This is a genomic window from Azospirillum lipoferum (assembly GCF_024170005.1).
Lineage (GTDB): Bacteria > Pseudomonadota > Alphaproteobacteria > Azospirillales > Azospirillaceae > Azospirillum > Azospirillum lipoferum.
Map to the genome: position 1 here is coordinate 146,453 of NZ_JALJXJ010000012.1, position 17,215 is coordinate 163,667.

Consider the following 17,215-nt stretch of genomic DNA (forward strand, 5'->3'; position numbering starts at 1 on the left):
TTCCTGTTACCCGTTATTCCGCCTCTTTCGAAAACTTTCGAACGGCAGCGGAAAATAATCTTCACAGCTTATCTTTATTTGAGCACACTGAATGTCAGCATCGCCAACATAGTGCGGGGCAGTTTAGAACCCCGCCAACGGTCGCGTCCCGATATTTAGGACCGGCACGCCTGCGATGCCAAAGCAGTTCGCATTCGGAGCGCCGGTGACCGATCCGCCCGACGTCTCCCCGGTCGACGTCACGCGTCCATCGTCCAGGGAGAACGCCCTCTCTGAAGATCGCCTTTTACGGAAGTCGCCGCCTGTCGCCGCACAAGTTTCTGGGACCACGGACCACCGCCGAAAAACGGGAGGAAACACATGAACCCCTTTGTGCGCTGTCTGCTCGTCACCGCCGCGATCCAGGCGGCCACCGTCACAGTCGGTGTCACTGGCGCATTCGCCAATGACGATATCATGAAGAACCAGAAAGATCCGGCCAACTGGGCGTTGCAGCTCGGCAATTATGCTGGCCAACGTTACAGCACGCTCGACCAGATCACCCGCGACAACGTCAAGAACCTGCGGCCGGTGTGGCAGTTCTCCACCGGCGTGCTGCGCGGGCATGAAGGCGGTCCCATCGTCGTCGGCGACACGATGTACATCTCGACGCCTTTCCCCAACACCGTCTATGCGCTCGACCTCAACGACAACGGTCGCATCAAGTGGAAGTATGAGCCGAGGCAGGATTCGTCCGTCATTCCCGTGATGTGCTGCGACACCGTCACCCGCGGCGTCGCGGTCGCCGGCAACAAGTTGTTCCTGGGACAGGCCGACAATACGCTGGTGGCGCTGGACACCGAAACCGGCAAGGTTCTGTGGTCGGCCAAGAACGGCGACGCCAGCAAGGGCGAGACGCTGACCGCTGCACCGCTGGTGGTGAAGGACAAGGTCTATGTCGGCATCAGCGGCGGCGAATTCGGCGTGCGCGGCCATCTGACCGCCTACGACATCAACAGCGGCAAGATGGTGTGGCGGGCCTTTTCGACCGGTCCCGACAAGGACGTCATGATCGACCCGCAGAAGACGATGATGCTCGGCAAGCCGATCGGCGAGCCCGACCTGGGCATCAAGACCTGGCCGGCGGACCAGTGGAAGATCGGCGGTGGCACCACCTGGGGCTGGTACACCTACGATCCCGAACTGAACCTGATCTATTACGGCACCGGCAATCCGGGCACCTGGAACCCGGCGCAGCGCGCAGTCGACAAGGACCGGGCCAAGAGCGACAACAAATGGTCGATGACCATCTTCGCCCGTGATGCCGACACCGGACAGGCGAAGTGGGTGTTCCAGAAGACGCCCTTCGACGAATGGGACTATGACGGCGTCAACGAGAACATCCTGGCCGACGTGACCATCGGGGGAGCGAAGCGCAAGGCGCTGATCAACTTCGACCGCAACGGCTTCGCCTACACCATCGACCGCACCAACGGAGAACTGCTGGTCGCGCAGAAATATGATCCGTCCGTCAACTGGGCGAGCGAGATCGACATGAAGACCGGCCGGCCGAAGGTGAACGACAAGTACAGCACCTTCGCCCAGGGCGAGGACCACAACACCACCGGCGTCTGTCCGGCGGCGCTGGGGTCGAAGGACCAGCAACCGGCCAGCTACTCGCCGGAAAGCGGCCTGCTCTATGTGCCGACCAACCACATCTGCATGGATTACGAGCCGTTCAAGGTGGAGTATTCGGCCGGCCAGCCCTATGTCGGCGCGACGCTCAGCATGTATCCGGCACCGGATTCGCATGGCGGCATGGGCAACTTCATCGCCTGGGATCCGTCCGCCGGCAAGATCGTCTGGTCGAAGCCCGAGCGCTTCGCGGTGTGGAGCGGTGCCCTGTCGACCAAGGGCGGCGTCGGCTTCTACGGCACGCTGGAAGGCTATCTGAAGGCGTTCGACCTGAAGGACGGCAAGGATCTGTACAACTTCAAGACCTCGTCCGGGATCATCGGCAACGTCAACACCTACATGCACAAGGGCAAGCAGTATATCGCCGTGCTGTCGGGTGTCGGCGGCTGGGCCGGCATCGGACTGGCTGCGGGGCTGACCGGCGAGCAGGAAGGTTTGGGTGCGGTCGGCGCACACAAGGCGCTCGGCGAATACACCCAGCTGGGCGGGACGCTGACCGTCTTCGCGCTGCCGGACAACCAATAACGCACGAACGAACGGGCGCCGGTTCCCCAAGGGGGGCCGGCGCCCGCCCTCATCCAAGCTGATGGCGCCTACGCATGAAGGCAGTGGGGAGACAGAGCAAGATGCCCAAATACCTGACCGGGCTGTGCGTCGCCGTTGGGTTCACCGCAACCGTGACCCTCGGCACCGCATTCGGCCAGCAGGATGCCGCACAGAAGCCGGCCCAAAACCAGACACCGCCGAACCAGACACAGAACACGGCCGCCCAACCATCAAGCGGCGGAAAGGGACCACAGGAGGCGAAGGTCGCCGATCCGGAGGAACTGGTGGACGACCAGGGCGTGCCGCTCTACACGGTTCGGGATGGGAAGGTGGACCAGGGAACCTACAACGGCTATCGGCGCTACGCCTCGTCCTGCCATGTCTGCCACGGACCGGACGGGCTCGGTTCCTCCTTCGCGCCGGCGTTGGCCGAATCGCTGAAGCGGATGGATTATTGGCAGTTTACCGACGTGGTGACCAACGGCCGCAAGAACATGGGTGCGACGGGTGACAAGGTGATGCCGACCTTCGGGTCCGACCCCAACGTGATGCTGAATCTCGCCGACATCTACCGCTATCTGAAGGCGCGGTCGGACGACAAGATCGGCCGTGGCCGGCCCGAGCGGTTCAAGACGCCGTCGTGAGCATGGCATGACCCGCCGGCCCAACTCTTCCAGGCATGTCCTGTTGCTGGCCGTCGCGCTCTGCGCGGCGGCATCCTTCAGCCGGTCTGCCGGCGCAGCGGAAGGCATCCCGACCGACGTGCTGCGCGTCTGTGCCGATGCCAACCTGCTTCCCTTTTCCAACGACCGCGGCGAGGGATTCGAGAACCGGATCGCCCAGCTGATCGCCGACGATCTGAAAGTGCCGCTGGCTTTCACATGGTGGCCGCAGACCATCGGATTCGTCCGCAACACGCTGCGCACCCGCCAATGCGATCTGGTGATGGGGACGGCGGTCGGCGAAGAGCTGATGCAGAACACCAACCCCTATTACCGGTCGACCTATGCGTTGATCTACCGGAAGGATTCCGGGATCACCGCGAAGAGCTTGGCCGATCCGTCACTGCAAGGGGCACGCATCGGCGTTGTCGCCCGTACCCCGCCGTCTGCGGTGATGTTGCGCCACGGCCTGACAAACCTGGAACCTTACCAGCTCGACACCGACACGCGCGCCCACCATCCGGCCCAGCAGGCGGTGGAGGACGTCGCGAGGGCGCGCACCGATGCCGCCATCGTCTGGGGTCCGATTGCCGCCTATTTCGCCGCCCGGCAGCAGGCGCCGCTGGCGGTCGTGCCGCTGACGGATGAGCCGGGAGCATCGCCCTTCCAGTACATGATCTCCATGGGCATCCGCCCGGACGAGCCGGACTGGCGGCACTGGCTGAACGACTTCATCGTCCGCCGCCAGGGGGACATCGACCGCATCCTCGCCGAATACCATGTCCCGCTCGTCAATGCCGACGGAAGCATCCGGGCAGAGGTGGCGGAGCCGGACGGCTATCGCATGGCCGATTACCGGTCTCCCACCCCGCCCGGCCTGCGTGGCGCCGAAACGGTGGGGCCGGCGGAGGTGGAGCGGCTGGCGAAGGCCGGCGCCGTCCTGATCGACGTGCTGCCGACCCCGCCGAAGCCGGAGGGGCTGACGGCAGGGAGCCGGTGGGCGCCACCGCCGCATCGCAGCCTACCCGGTGCGCACTGGCTACCGAATGTCGGCTATGGTGCTCCATCGGCCGAACAGGAGGCCTATTTCCGCACCAGCCTGGAGGCGCTGACCGCCGGCGATCGCAGGCGCCCACTGGTGGTGTTCTGCCAGCCCGATTGCTGGATGAGCTGGAATGCCGCCAAGCGCGCGCTCTCCCTCGGCTATCAGACGGTCAAATGGTTTCCAGCCGGCACCGAAGGCTGGAGGGCAGCAGGGCACGAATTGGTCACGCTCGAACCGGAGCCCAATCCTGCATCGCCGAATTCTATCTCCAAGATGGCGAACTGAGTGACCCGCTCAGGACAGCAGCGCCGACAGCATCCGGGCGATCTGGCCGAGTCGCTGCTCGATCCGGGCCGGCTGTTCGCATACCGCAGTCTGCGACCGGCGACGATCGTCGAGAATTCGGCGGTCCCAGGCGATGGCGTCCTTGATCTCCTTTGCGCGGGCCGCGTCGCCCGATGCGGCATCGAGGTCGCGCAGGGCGGCGGCGATGCGGTCGCGCAAGGCCCGTTGATGCTGCGCATAGCGTTCAATGGAGGCGATGGCCGCGGTGCGCTGGCGATCCAGCGTCTGGAAGGCTCCGGCGAAGACAAGGGCAAGCTTGCGGTCGCGTTCCGCACCTTGCTTGTCTGGACCGGCCAGCGCTTCGGCCTGCGGTTCCAGCGTGGCGGGGTCGATGCTGTCGTCGGCGGCGCGTCGGACCAGGGTGGCGACCGCGGGATCGCGCTGCCACTCGTCCCCCAGCCCATCGATCGACGGCCCATCCCAGACGGAGGCCGACGACAGGGTCGGGACGAGGATTTGCTGACAGGGCCAGTCGGGATTTTTCGGGTCCTGCGCAACGGCCGCCGCGGGCAATCCAGCGGTCACGGACGCGGTAAGAGCCACGGCGAAGGCGGGTCCGAGGACGAAAGAATATCGTTGCATGGAAAGAATGATGGCCCCGCCAACGGACCGGCGCAATCGGAACCGCTGCGCAAAAGGAGAAGCCCGATGGATCATGCGGGGAGGTGGGCCGGCGCCGCTATCATCGCTGTGATGGCAGCCGCTTCGGCAGCGTCGGCGCGGACACTGGTCCTGGACCTGGAACTGGAGGACAGCAGCGGCGAGGCCCCGTCGGCGGAGCATGCGGAGCGGCTGAAACGGGTCAGTGCGGAGCTGCGACGGGCCCTGGATGCCAAAGGGTATGGCGTGATCGGCAACGCGGGCTCCGCAGGACTGGCGCCGCCGGGAACGGCGATCCGATCCTGCAATGGTTGCGAGCGCGACATCGCCCGGGCGGTCGGAGCCGATCTGGTCGTCTTCGGTATCGTCCGCAAGATCAGCAGCCTGATCCTGTGGATCGGCGTGGTTGTCGAGGATGTCGGCACCGGCCAAGTGGTGACGACGGCGCGCGGCGACATTCGCGGCGACACTGAAACCGCCTGGTCGCGCGGCGTCGGCTGGCTTGTCGACCATCGGCTGGCGGAACATGCGCCGGGGAAGCGGTGAACGGGCAGCAGGCGGCGGGGAGGACCGAGAAATGCCGGACGAATCTGAAAGCGGCTACAGCAGCATCATGAATGTCCTGCGGCCACCGCCGCCGCGCACGGCCGCCCTGATGCGCCGCTATGATCTGGTGCTGCGCGATTATGTCGGGGATTTCCGCATCGGCGTCTGGGAGCATGAGAAGACGCGGACCCAACGCGTGCGCGTCAGCCTGACCGTCACGGTAGAGGTGCCGAACCGCCCCTTCGTCGACGACCTCGACGCCGTCGTCTCCTATGAATACCTGATCCAGGGGGTCGAGGCCTTCACGCGCAGCCCCCACATCCAGCTGCTGGAGGTTCTGGCGGAGAAGCTGCTGGCGCTGTGCCTGTCGCCGCCGCAAGCGGTGTTTGCCCGGGTACAGGTGGAAAAGCTGGAGATCGTGCCGCAGGCGGCCGGGGTGGGCGTGATACTGACCGGCGCGCGGGAGCCGCCGTGATGGCGATAAGGGGGACGCATGACCGGATGGCTGGCCAGCATCGCAAATGCAGCGGAAATCTCCCTGATCCTGCCGACCGGACCGGATATCCTGGACCTGAAGGATCCCACCGCAGGAGCGCTCGGCGCTTGGGATGACGAGAACATCGTCGCGACGGTGCGGGATTTGGCAAACACACCGGGACGGCCACGGCTGAGCGCCACCATCGGCGACCATCCGATGCGACCCGACGTGGTGATACCGGCAGCGCGCCGCATCGCCGCGACCGGTGTCGACTTCGTCAAGATCGGCTTCGCACCGGACGGCGCCCCCGAACGCTGCATCGACGCGCTGGCCCCGCTGACCGCAGAGGGGGCGGGGCTGATCGCCGTGCTGTTTGCCGACCTGTGGCCGAGCGATCCCTGCTGCCTGCCCATCGACAGGCTGGCCGCCGCCGGATTCCGCGGGGTGATGCTGGACACCGCCGGCAAGCGTCACGGCCTGCGCCACCACTGGCAGGATGCGCAGTTGGAAGCCTTCGTGTCCTGCGCACGGGCGCACCGGCTGCTGGCCGGGCTGGCCGGGTCGCTGCGGGTCGCAGACATCCCGGCTCTGATGGCCCTGTCGCCCGATTACCTCGGCTTCCGCGGCGCGCTCTGCGGTGGAGAGCGCACCGCGGGCATCGACCCGCAGGCGGCGGCGCAGGTCGCCGCCGCCATCACTACTCCGCAGCCTCGGCCATCTGCGCCTTCTCGATCTTGATCGCGCAGTATTTGAACTCCGGGATCTTGCCGAATGGATCGAGCTGCGGGTTTGTCAGTACGTTCGCCGCCGCTTCGGCGTAGGCGAAGGGGATGAAGACCAGCCCCACGGGCATGCGGTCGTCGATGCGGGCCTTCAGCCGGATGGTGCCGCGGCGGCTCGACACCAGCATGTAGTCGCCGGTCCTCATTCCGGCGCGGGTGAGGTCGTGTGGAGAGACATAGGCGACCGCCTCCGGCTCCACCGCATCGAGCACGCTGGACCGGCGGGTCATCGACCCGGTGTGCCAGTGCTCCAGCTGGCGGCCGGTGGTTAGCACCAGCGGATAGTCGAGGTCCGGCGTCTCCGCCGGGTTGATCGGCCGTGCCGGCACGAAGCGGCCGCGGCCGGTCTTGGTGGGGAAGCCGTTGCCGAAGACAATGTCGTGGCCGGGCTGGTCCGGGCCATCGACCGGATAGGTGACGGAGCCCTCGCGCTCCACCCGCTCCCAGGTGATGTTGGCGAGCGACGGCATGGCGCCGACCATTTCGGTGAACACCTCAGACACATGGCTGTAGTTCCAGTTCAGGCCCAGCCCACGCGCCATGTCCTGGATGATCCACAGATCCTGGCGCGCCTCGCCCGGCAGCGGCACCGCCGCACGGCCCATCTGGACCTGCCGGTTGGTGTTGATGACCGTGCCATCCTTCTCCGGCCAAGCGGAGGCCGGCAGCACCACGTCGGCGTATTTCGCCGTCTCGGTCAGGAAGATGTCCTGCACCACCAGATGGTCGAGCATCGCCAGCGCCTCGCGGGCGTGGGTCACGTCCGGATCGGACATCGCCGGGTTCTCGCCCTCGATGTAGAGGCCCTTGATCCGGTTGTCATGGATGGCATCCATGATCTCGACCACCGTCAGGCCGCGCTTGCCGTCCAGCTTGGTGCCCCAGTAATTTTCGTAGAAGGACTGGACCTCCGGATCCTCCACCGACTTGTAGTCGGGGTAGAACATCGGGATCAGGCCGGCGTCCGACGCGCCCTGGACGTTGTTCTGGCCGCGCAGCGGGTGCAGTCCGGTGCCGGGGCGGCCGATCTGGCCGGTGACCAGCGACAGCGCGATCAGGCAGCGGCTGTTGTCGGTACCGTGGATGTGCTGGGACACGCCCATGCCCCAGAAGATGATCGACGCCTTCGACCGGGCGAACAGCCGTGCCACCGTGCGCAGGGTGGCGGCGGGGATGCCGCAGACCTTCTCCATCTCCTCCGGCGGGTAGTCCTTGACCGTCTCGGCCAGTGCTTCGAAATCCTCGGTGTTGGCCTGGACATACTGGCGGTCGTACAGCCCCTCCGCGATGATGGTGTGGAGGATGGCGTTCAGCATCGACACGTCGCGTCCGGGCGTGAACTGCAGCATGTGCGTGGCATGGCGCGCCATGGCGAGACCGCGCGGGTCCATGACGATCAGCTTCGCCCCGCGTTCCGCCGCGTTCTTGAAGAAGGTCGCGGCGACGGGGTGGTTCTCGGTCGGGTTGGCGCCGATGATGACGATGACCTCGGCATCCTCCGCCGCCATGAAGGGGGCCGACACCGCCCCCGATCCGACACCCTCGATCAGCGCCGCGACCGAGGAGGCATGGCAGAGCCGCGTGCAGTGGTCGACGTTGTTGGTGCCGAAGCCGGTGCGCACCAGCTTCTGGAACAGATAGGCCTCCTCGTTCGACCCCTTGGCCGACCCGAAGCCGGCCAGCGCGTTGCCGCCACGCTCGTCCCGAATCTTGCGCAAGCCGCCGGCGGCGACCGCCAGAGCCTCGTCCCAGGTCGCTTCACGGAAATGGGTGAAGGGGTTCATCGGATCGATGTCGACGTCGTGCTTCGACACGCCCTCCTTGCGGATCAGCGGCACGGTCAGGCGGTCGCCATGATGGGCGTAATCGAAGCCGAAGCGGCCCTTCACGCACAGGCGGTTCTGGTTCGACGGGCCATCCTTGCCATCGACGGCGACGATCTTATTGTCCCTGATCTTGTAGGTCAGCTGGCAGCCGACGCCGCAATAGGGACAGACCGAGTCCACCTCGCGATCAGGCGCGTTGGCATAGACGCCCTTCTCGTCCACCAGGGTCGCCGGCATCAGGGCACCGGTCGGGCAGGCCTGCACGCATTCGCCACAGGCGACGCAGGTGGACTGGCCCATCGGATCGTCGAAGTCGAAGACGATCTTCTCCAGATGTCCGCGCGCCGCCATGCCGATGACATCGTTGACCTGGACCTCGCGGCAGGCGCGGACGCACAGGTTGCAGTGGATGCAGGCGTCGAGCTGGACCGCCATCGCCGGATGCGACAGGTCGTCGGTCTTGGTCGGCCGGTCCACCGTGGGAAAACGGCTGCCTGCGATTTCGACCTTGTCGGCCCAGTTCCAGAAGGTGGAGTTGGGGTCGTGCGCGGTCTCCCGCTCCGGTTGGTCGGCCAGCAGCAGTTCGAAGACCAGCTTGCGCGACGCCTTGGCCCTTTCCGACGCCGTGCGCACGGTCATGCCGGGCTTGGGCTTGCGGATGCAGGAGGCGGCGAGCACACGCTCCCCCTCGATCTCCACCATGCAGGCGCGGCAGTTGCCGTCGGGGCGATATCCGGGCTCCGGCCGGTGGCAGAGATGCGGGATTTCGGTGCCCAGCCGGGTGGCGACCTGCCAGATCGTCTCGCCGTTCCGCGCCGTGACTTCGGTGCCGTCCAGGGTGAAAGTGATGCCGTTGGACATGTCGGTCTCCTTACCCCTGCGATCCGGTTGCGCCCTGGGCCGCGCTTTGACGCGACACGAAGTCATCGCGGAAATGCTTCATCACCAGCTTGACCGGGTTCATCGCCGCCTGTCCCAGACCGCAGATTGAGGCATCGCCCATCACAGTGGCGAGTGCTGTCAGCAGCTCCTCGTCCCAGTCAGGCTCGCTGATCAGGCGCACGGCCTTCTCGGTGCCGACCCGGCAGGGCGTGCATTGGCCGCAGCTCTCATCCTCGAAGAATTTCAGCAGGTTGAGCGCCACGTCGCGCATGTTGTCCTTGTCGGACAGCACGACGACCGCGGCCGAGCCGATGAAGGAGCCGTGCGGCTCCAGCGTGCCGAAATCGAGCGGGATGTTTGCCATCGACGCCGGCAGGATGCCGCCGGATGGACCGCCGGGCAGATAGCCCTTCAGCGTGTGGCCCTCGGCCATGCCGCCGCAATACTGGTCGATCAGCTCCTGCAGCGTGATGCCGGCCGGGGCGAGCTTGACCCCCGGTTCCTTCACCCGGCCGGAGACGGAGAAGGTGCGCAGCCCCTTGCGCCCGTTCAGGCCGTGGCTGGCGAACCAGGAGCCGCCCTTCTCCAGGATCTCGCGAACCCAGAACACCGTCTCGATGTTGTTGATCAGGGTCGGGCGACCGAACAGGCCGACCACCGATGGGAAGGGCGGCTTGTGACGCGGCAGCCCGCGCTTGCCCTCGATGCTCTCCAGCATCGCCGATTCCTCGCCGCAGATGTAGGCGCCGGCACCACGGCGGAGATGGATGCGGGTGTGGCGGGCGAAGCCGGCGGCCTCCACCTTCGGGATCTCGCGCAGCAGGATTTCCCGGCACTGTGGGTATTCGTCGCGCAGGTAGATGTAGACGTCGGTCGCCTCCACCGTCCAGGCGCCGATCAGCATCCCTTCCAGGAAGCGGTGCGGGTCGCGTTCCAGATGGAAGCGGTCCTTGAAGGTGCCAGGTTCGCCCTCGTCGCCGTTGATCGCCATCATGCGCGGTCCCGGCTCCGCCCGGACATAACGCCATTTCAGGCCGGTGGGGAAGCCGGCGCCGCCCAGGCCGCGGATGCTGGAATCCTCCAGCCCCTTCAGCACGGCATCGACGTCGCGCGCGCCGTTTAGGCATTCGGCCAGCATCTTGTAGCCGCCGTCGCGGATGTAGTCGTCGAAGCCGATATAGTTGGGAATGTCCGGGTGGACATGGCCATGGGCGACGGCGTCGAGCACACTCTCGACCGTCGCGTTCTCGTGCGGAGCATGGCCGATCGCCACGACCGGAGCGTTGTTGCAGCCGCCCATGCAGGGCGCGCGCACGACGCGGACCTCGCGTTCGTCGACGCCGGCCTTCAGTGCCTTGTGCAGCTGTTCGGCCCCGGCAAGTGCACAGCTCAGGGAATCGCAGACACGGATGGTGAGCTTCGGCGGCGCCGGTTCGCCATCCATCACGATGTCGAAATGGGCATAGAATGACGCGACTTCGAACACCTCGACCAGCGCCAGCCGCATCTCCTTCGCCAGGGCGGCGAGATGGCGGGCGTGCAGGCAGCCATAATGGTCCTGGAGCAGATGGAGATGCTCGATCAGCAGGTCCGACTGGCGGGAACGGTCGCCGAGAAGCGCCCGAACCTCGTCAAGACTGAGGGGATCGACCTGACGCCCCTTCTGCTGGTCACGCGTCTTGCGGCGGCCGGAGCCGGGATGGATGCTGCGGGCTGGAACGCCGCCGGGCGGCTTGGCGCTGATGATCGGGGGGAGTGCGGTCACGACGGTTCTGGCCTCTGCTGGGTGGTCCGCGCTTCTGGTTGTCGCGATCCCAAGTTCCTGGCGTTTCGTATACCAGATGCCAAGATAGTGCATCTGCTGCTGAATGTCAGCATCCTAAATCATCTTCAGCGTTGGCCGGATGGGAATGTCGGATGGGGTCAGGGGCGATCCCGGCGGATGGCCTCCAAGGCGTCCGGAAGGTCAGCGAAGTGGCGGATCAACCGATCGGCGGAGAGATCGGCCGGATTGCCATGGGCATAACCATAGGTAACGAGGATGGAAGCGACTCCGGCGGCGCGGGCGGCGGCCACGTCGTTGGGGCCGTCACCCACCATCACCGCCTGGGCTTTCAAGCCGTTCAATGCAGCCAGCACGGCCAGCAGAGGCTCCGGTGCCGGTTTGCGCTGGGGCAGGCTGTCGCCACCGACGATGGCGCCGAAGAACGGAAGAAGCCCCAACTCGCCCAGCAGGTTGCGGGCAATGGCATGGGGCTTGTTGGTGCACAGGCCGATGGGATGGCCGAAAGCGGCCAACCGCGCCAGCGTCTGCGGCACGCCGGGATAAACACTGGCCGGGTCGGCGGGACGTGCAGCATAGAGGCGGAGGAAATGGGCCAACGCGGTGTCCGTCTCTTCCACCGGAAGGGGCTGGCCGGCCGCAGCGAATCCGCGCTCGACCAGCCGCCGCGGGCCATCGCCGATCAAGGAGCGCAGCACAGCGTCGCTCACCGCAGGACGCCCCCAATCGCCGAGCAGGCGGTTGAGGGCGTGGCCGAGATGCGGGGCACTGTCGATCAGCGTCCCGTCCAGGTCGAAGATGATCGGTGCCGGCCTGTCCACCGCCCCCTCCCTCAGCCCGACCCCATCATCGCAGGCGACCGCCGCTCCATTGCCGCGAACTCCAGCGCTGCGGCTCGGGCGGCCATGCGCTCCAGCGGAAGCGGGACAATGCGGCCCGCCTGACCGGCCGACCCGAAGGCTTCGAACCGTTCGCGGCAGAGGCTGCGGGCGGCCCTGATCGCTTCGGCCAGGAACTTGCGCGGGTCGAACTCCTCGGGCCGTGTCATCATCGCCCGGCGCAGGCTGCCACTCATGGCGAGGCGGATATCGGTGTCGATGTTCACCTTGCGAACGCCGTTGCGGATGCCCTCACGGATTTCCTCCACCGGGACGCCGTAGGTCTCGCGGATGCTGCCGCCATGAGCGCGGATGACCTCCAGCCACTCCTGCGGCACGCTGGAGGACCCGTGCATCACCAGATGGGTATCGGGGATGCGGTCGTGGATGGCACGGATGCGATCGATGGCCAGCACCTCGCCGTCCGGGCGGCGGCTGAACTTGTAGGCGCCATGGCTGGTGCCGATGGCGATGGCGAGTGCGTCCACCCCCGTCCGCGCCACGAAGTCCGCCGCCTGTTCCGGATCGGTCAGCAACTGGTCGCGCGACAGCACGCCGGCCGCGCCGGAGCCGTCCTCCTCCCCCGCCCGGCCGGTCTCCAAGGAACCGAGGCAGCCCAGTTCGCCCTCCACCGAGACACCGACGGCGTGCGCCTGCTCTACCACCTGCCGGGTGACGCGGATGTTGTAGTCATAGCCGGCCGGCGTCTTCATGTCGTCCAGCAGCGAGCCGTCCATCATCACGCTGGTGAAGCCGGAGCGGATCGCCTGCTGGCAGATTGCCGGACTGGCGCCGTGGTCCTGGTGCAGGCAGATGGGAATGTGCGGCCACGTCTCCGCCGACGCCTGCACCATGTGACGCAGAAACGGCTCGCCGGCATATTTGCGAGCCCCGGCGGAGGCCTGAAGGATCACCGGACTGGCACAGTCCTCCGCCGCCTGCATGATCGCCTGGATCTGTTCCATGTTGTTGATGTTGAAGGCCGGCACGCCGTAGCCATGCTCGGCCGCATGGTCGAGGAGCTGTCGGAGGGAGATCAGGGCCATCGCGGGAAATCTCCGGTTCAGAGCTGGGGGGAACGAAGGCGTTGGGCACAATCCATCACCGCGTCCGCCGTGATGCCGAAATGGCGGTAGAGGTCAGCGGCTGGAGCGGACTCGCCGTAGCGGTCGAGGCCGACCACAGCTCCGTCCAACCCGACATAGGCGCGCCAGAGTCCGGTTGCCCCGGCCTCGATCGCCAGTCGGGGAATGCCGTCCGGCAGCACGGCACGACGCCAAGCCGGATCCTGCCGGTCGAAGACCTCGCAACAGGGCATGGAAACGACACGGGTGGCGATGCCCCGGCCGGCGAGCAGTTGCCCCGCCTCCATCGCAATGGCAACTTCCGACCCGGTAGCGATCAGCACCAATTCGGGCCGCCCGTCATCGGCCAGCACATAGCCGCCGCGAACCGCATCATGGGCGCGGCCGGTACCAGCCTGAACCGGGAGTGATTGGCGCGAAAGCAGTAGCGCGGTCGGTCCGTCGGTCCGCTCAACCGCCGCCCGCCAGGCAACGGCGGTTTCCAAGGCATCGCAGGGCCGCCAGACGTCGAGATTCGGCACCAGGCGCAGGCTGGCGGCATGCTCGACCGGCTGATGGGTAGGGCCGTCCTCGCCCAGACCGATGCCGTCATGGGTGAAGACATAGACAACACGCACCCCCATCAGCGCCGACAGCCGCAGGCCATTGCGAGCATAATCAGAAAAGGCCAGGAAAGTGCCTCCAAAGGGTAGAAAGCCGCCATGCAGCGCCATGCCATTCATCACAGCGGCCATGCCGAACTCCCGCACGCCATAATGGAGGTGGCGTCCGCCGCTTCCCGGCCAGTCGGTGAGCGTGGAACCGGTCAGGTCGGCCGATCCGCCCAGCAGTTCAGGCAACAGGCCCGCCAGAGCCTGGATGGCCTGCTGGGACGCCTTGCGGGTCGCCATAGGCTCGGACTTTTGAGCAACGGCGGCGACCCAGGCATCCGCCGTCTCCCTGAAATCGTCCGGCAAATCGCCACGCATTCGACGCAGGAACTCGGACGCAGACTGCGGGTGGGCGTTGGCATAGGCGTCGAACCGGGCCTGCCACTCAGCCTGCGCCGTGGCACCGCGCCGTCGGGCATCCCAGCCGGCACGCGCCTCCTCCGGCAGTTCGAAGGGTGGAGCGGTCCATCCCAGGGACGCTCGGGTCGCGGCGGCCTCTGCAGCACCCAGCGGCGCGCCGTGCACGTCCGCCGATCCAGCCCGATTGGGGGAACCGTGACCGATCACCGTCCTGCAGCAGATCAGCGTCGGCTTGCCGCAGGGGGTCAGCGCCTCGTCGATGGCGGCATCCAATGCGTAAGGGTCATGACCGTCGACTGCGCGGATCACCCGCCAGCCATAGGCCTCGAACCGCTGCGGCGTGTCGTCGGTGAACCAGCCGGCGATAGGGCCGTCGATCGAAATGCCGTTGTCGTCATAGAAGACCACCAGCTTGTCCAGCCCCAGCGTTCCGGCCAGCGAGCAGGCCTCGTGGCTGATGCCTTCCATCAGGCAGCCGTCACCGACGAAGCAGAAGGTCCGGTGATCGACGATGCAATGCCCCGGCCGGTTGAATTCCGCCCCCAGCAACCGCTCGGCGAGCGCCATGCCGATAGCGTTGGCAAGGCCCTGCCCCAGCGGCCCGGTGGTCGTTTCCACCCCCGGCGTCACGCCATATTCGGGATGCCCCGGCGTGCACGAGCCGAGCTGGCGGAAGCGCCGCAACTCCTCCATCGGCAAGTCGTAGCCGGTCAGGTGCAAGAGCGCATAGAGCAGCATGGAGCCGTGCCCGTTCGACAGCACGAAGCGGTCGCGGTCGGGCCAGCGCGGGTCCGCCGGATTGTGACGCAGATGGCGACGCCACAGCGCCTCGGCGATCTCGGCCATGCCCATGGGCATGCCGGGATGGCCGGATTTCGCGGCCTCCACCGCATCGATGGCGAGAACGCGCAACGCGTTCGCCAGCAACCGGCGTCCGGAGCTGCGGTTGGGAGTGTCGGCTGGTAGAACAAGCCGATCCTGTTCGCGGACCTCGACGGCCGCGATCATTGATGCGTTCATGGTTGGTATCCTCCCCGGTAGGTAGCTTTTCGGGCTTCCCGTCAGAACGCCTTCTTCTTGCGGTCGATCAGTTGCCAGATCATCGGCGTGAAGATCAGCTGCATGGCCAGCGCCATCTTGTCGCCCGGACAGACGATGGTGTTGGGCCGGGTCATGAAGCTGTCCTTCAGCATCGACAGCAGATAGGGGAAGTCGATCCCCTTAGGCCGGGTGAAGCGGATGACCAGCATGCTTTCGTCCGACGTCGGAATGTCGCGGGCGATGAAGGGATTGCTGGTGTCCACCGTCGGCACACGCTGGAAATTCACGTCGGTGCTGCTGAATTGCGGGCAGATGTATTTCACGTAATCAGGCATGCGCCGCAGGATGGTGTCGACGACGGCCTCCTCCGAATAGCCGCGCATGTTGCGGTCGCGGTGGATCTTCTGGATCCATTCGAGGTTCACGATGGGAACCACCCCGATCTTCAGGTCGGCATGGCGGGCGAGATCGACGCGGTCGGTACGCACGCAGCCGTGCAAGCCCTCGTAGAACAGCAGGTCGGTGCCGGGTTCGATCTCCTCCCACGGCGTGAAGGTGCCGGGGTCCTGGCTGTAGGGAGCAGCTTCCTTCTCGTCATGCAGGTACTTGCGGGTCCGGCCGCCACCGGTCTCGCCATAGCTGCGGAACAGGTCGTCCAATTCCTCGAACAGGTTGGCGTCGGGACCGAAATGGCTGAAGGTGGAATGGGGTTCCTCCTGCGCCTCAGCGACCTTGGCGCGCATCTCGCGGCGGTCGTAGCGGTGGAAGCTGTCGCCCTCGACGATGACGGCGGAAACGCCCTCCCTTCGGAAGATCTGCTGGAAGGTGCGGGTAACGGTGGTCGTTCCGGCACCGGAAGAGCCGGTAACGACAATGATCGGGTGACGGGCCGACATGGCATCCCTCTCCTTCAGCTGAGTGCGGCGGGCTCGGGGGCCAGGAACAGCGACCGGCTGCCGAACAGCGGCGCGTGGAAGGACAGTTCCTCGCCCCGGTCATAGGCGGCGTGATAGGCGACCAGCCGCTCCACCTCCGCCTTCGATCCCAGGATCACCGGCACCCGCTGGTGCAGGGCCATCGGCTTGATATCGAGAATGCGTTGCCGCCCGGTGCTGGCTGCCCCGCCGGCCTGCTCCACCAGCATGGCGATGGGGTTCGCCTCGTAGAGAAGGCGCAGCCGGCCCGGCTTGTGGGTCGGACGCGCATCGCGCGGATAGAGGAAGACGCCGCCGCGGATCAGGATCCGGTAAACTTCCGCCACCAGAGACGCAATCCACCGCATGTTGAAATCCGCTTCGCGCGGACCGGAGCTGCCCTTGATGCACTCCTCGACATACTGGCGCACCGGCGGCTCCCAAAAGCGGGCGTTGGAGCTGTTGATGGCGAATTCGCAGACATGGTCGGGGATCCGCATGTCGGGATGGGTCAAAGTGTAAGCGCCGATCTCGCGGTCGAGCGTGAAGCCGTGCACGCCCTCGCCGAAAGTGGCGACGATCATGTCGGCGGGGCCATAGAGGGCGAAGCCAGCCGCCACCTGCTGGGTGCCGGGCTGGAGGAAATGCTCCACCTCCGGTTCCTCCACGCCGTCGGGCGCCTTGAGGATGGAGAAGATGGTGCCGACCGTCAGATTGACGTCCACGTTCGACGAACCGTCCAGCGGATCGAAGCAAAGCAGATAGCGGCCACGCGGATACTCGCGAGGGATGCGGTAGGGCTCCTCCATCTCCTCCGACGCCATGCCGCAAAGCTTGCCGCCATATTCGCAGGTGCGCAGCATGATCTCGTTGGCGATCAGATCCAGTGGTTTCTGCGTTTCGCCATGGACGTTGACGCCGGGTTCGGGAGCCGGAACCGCCGGCTGGCCGGCAGACGGCGACAGTGACCCGCGGGCGGCGGCACTGGCGATGAACTTGCACGCGGTCTGCACGTCGTTGAGCAGGGCCGTCAGATCGGTGTCGGCTCCGCCGCGGCGGCGCTGGTCCTCGATGATGAATTTGCTGAAGGTGGTGTGACGGTGCGGCATCGGTTCCCC

14 protein-coding genes are annotated in these 17,215 nt (G+C 66.2%); 6 read left to right on the forward strand and 8 right to left on the reverse strand.

Annotated features, from left to right (window positions below; genetic code table 11):
• Window positions 1–360: 360 nt before the first annotated feature.
• The 3 genes from J2848_RS25570 to J2848_RS25580 all read left to right on the forward strand — a co-directional run bounded on the left by J2848_RS25570 (window position 361) and on the right by J2848_RS25580 (window position 4,212).
• Window positions 361–2,199: a methanol/ethanol family PQQ-dependent dehydrogenase gene (locus J2848_RS25570; RefSeq protein ID WP_149235145.1), complete on the forward strand. Its 1,839-nt coding sequence runs from the start codon at window positions 361–363 to the stop codon at window positions 2,197–2,199.
• A 101-nt stretch (window positions 2,200–2,300) separates the two neighbouring features.
• Window positions 2,301–2,864 (forward strand): c-type cytochrome, encoded by a 564-nt coding sequence (locus J2848_RS25575; protein ID WP_149235144.1) that lies wholly within the window; start codon window positions 2,301–2,303, stop codon window positions 2,862–2,864.
• Window positions 2,865–2,871: 7 nt separating this feature from the next.
• Entirely contained in the window at window positions 2,872–4,212 is a 1,341-nt protein-coding gene (locus J2848_RS25580; protein ID WP_149235143.1) for a quinoprotein dehydrogenase-associated putative ABC transporter substrate-binding protein, read from the forward strand.
• Between the two features lie 9 nt (window positions 4,213–4,221).
• Here J2848_RS25580 and J2848_RS25585 read toward each other — a convergent pair whose 3' ends face one another.
• Window positions 4,222–4,815: a hypothetical protein gene (locus tag J2848_RS25585; protein ID WP_246194431.1), complete on the reverse strand. Its 594-nt coding sequence runs from the start codon at window positions 4,813–4,815 to the stop codon at window positions 4,222–4,224.
• Window positions 4,816–4,920: 105 nt separating this feature from the next.
• Here J2848_RS25585 and J2848_RS25590 point away from each other — a divergent pair, with 105 nt between their 5' ends.
• The 3 genes from J2848_RS25590 to J2848_RS25600 are packed head-to-tail and all read left to right on the forward strand — an operon-like array spanning window position 4,921 to window position 6,634.
• Window positions 4,921–5,418, forward strand: a complete 498-nt coding sequence (locus tag J2848_RS25590) for a DUF3280 domain-containing protein (protein ID WP_246194429.1) — start codon at window positions 4,921–4,923, stop codon at window positions 5,416–5,418.
• A gap of 31 nt (window positions 5,419–5,449) precedes the next feature.
• Entirely contained in the window at window positions 5,450–5,893 is a 444-nt protein-coding gene (locus J2848_RS25595; RefSeq protein ID WP_149235142.1) for a dihydroneopterin aldolase, read from the forward strand.
• Window positions 5,894–5,911: 18 nt separating this feature from the next.
• Entirely contained in the window at window positions 5,912–6,634 is a 723-nt protein-coding gene (locus J2848_RS25600) for a (5-formylfuran-3-yl)methyl phosphate synthase (RefSeq protein ID WP_149235141.1), read from the forward strand.
• Here the strand turns inward: J2848_RS25600 and fdhF are convergent.
• The 7 genes from fdhF to J2848_RS25635 form a co-directional block, all read right to left on the reverse strand.
• Window positions 6,594–9,365 (reverse strand): formate dehydrogenase subunit alpha, encoded by a 2,772-nt coding sequence (gene fdhF, locus J2848_RS25605; protein WP_149235140.1) that lies wholly within the window; start codon window positions 9,363–9,365, stop codon window positions 6,594–6,596. The genes J2848_RS25600 and fdhF overlap by 41 nt on opposite strands.
• Window positions 9,366–9,375: 10 nt before the next feature.
• Entirely contained in the window at window positions 9,376–11,151 is a 1,776-nt protein-coding gene (locus J2848_RS25610; protein WP_211103340.1) for an NAD(P)H-dependent oxidoreductase subunit E, read from the reverse strand.
• A gap of 158 nt (window positions 11,152–11,309) precedes the next feature.
• Window positions 11,310–11,990, reverse strand: a complete 681-nt coding sequence (gph, locus tag J2848_RS25615; protein ID WP_149235139.1) for a phosphoglycolate phosphatase — start codon at window positions 11,988–11,990, stop codon at window positions 11,310–11,312.
• Window positions 11,991–12,001: 11 nt separating this feature from the next.
• Window positions 12,002–13,093 carry a class II fructose-bisphosphate aldolase gene (fba, locus tag J2848_RS25620; RefSeq protein ID WP_149235138.1) on the reverse strand — a complete coding sequence of 364 codons (1,092 nt, stop codon included), beginning with the start codon at window positions 13,091–13,093 and terminating at the stop codon, window positions 12,002–12,004.
• A 17-nt stretch (window positions 13,094–13,110) separates the two neighbouring features.
• Window positions 13,111–15,162 (reverse strand): transketolase, encoded by a 2,052-nt coding sequence (gene tkt / locus J2848_RS25625; protein WP_149235137.1) that lies wholly within the window; start codon window positions 15,160–15,162, stop codon window positions 13,111–13,113.
• A gap of 41 nt (window positions 15,163–15,203) precedes the next feature.
• Complete coding sequence (locus J2848_RS25630) at window positions 15,204–16,079, reverse strand: phosphoribulokinase (protein WP_149235136.1); 876 nt, start codon at window positions 16,077–16,079, stop codon at window positions 15,204–15,206.
• Window positions 16,080–16,093: 14 nt separating this feature from the next.
• Entirely contained in the window at window positions 16,094–17,206 is a 1,113-nt protein-coding gene (locus tag J2848_RS25635; protein WP_149235135.1) for a class 1 fructose-bisphosphatase, read from the reverse strand.
• Window positions 17,207–17,215 lie beyond the last annotated feature (9 nt).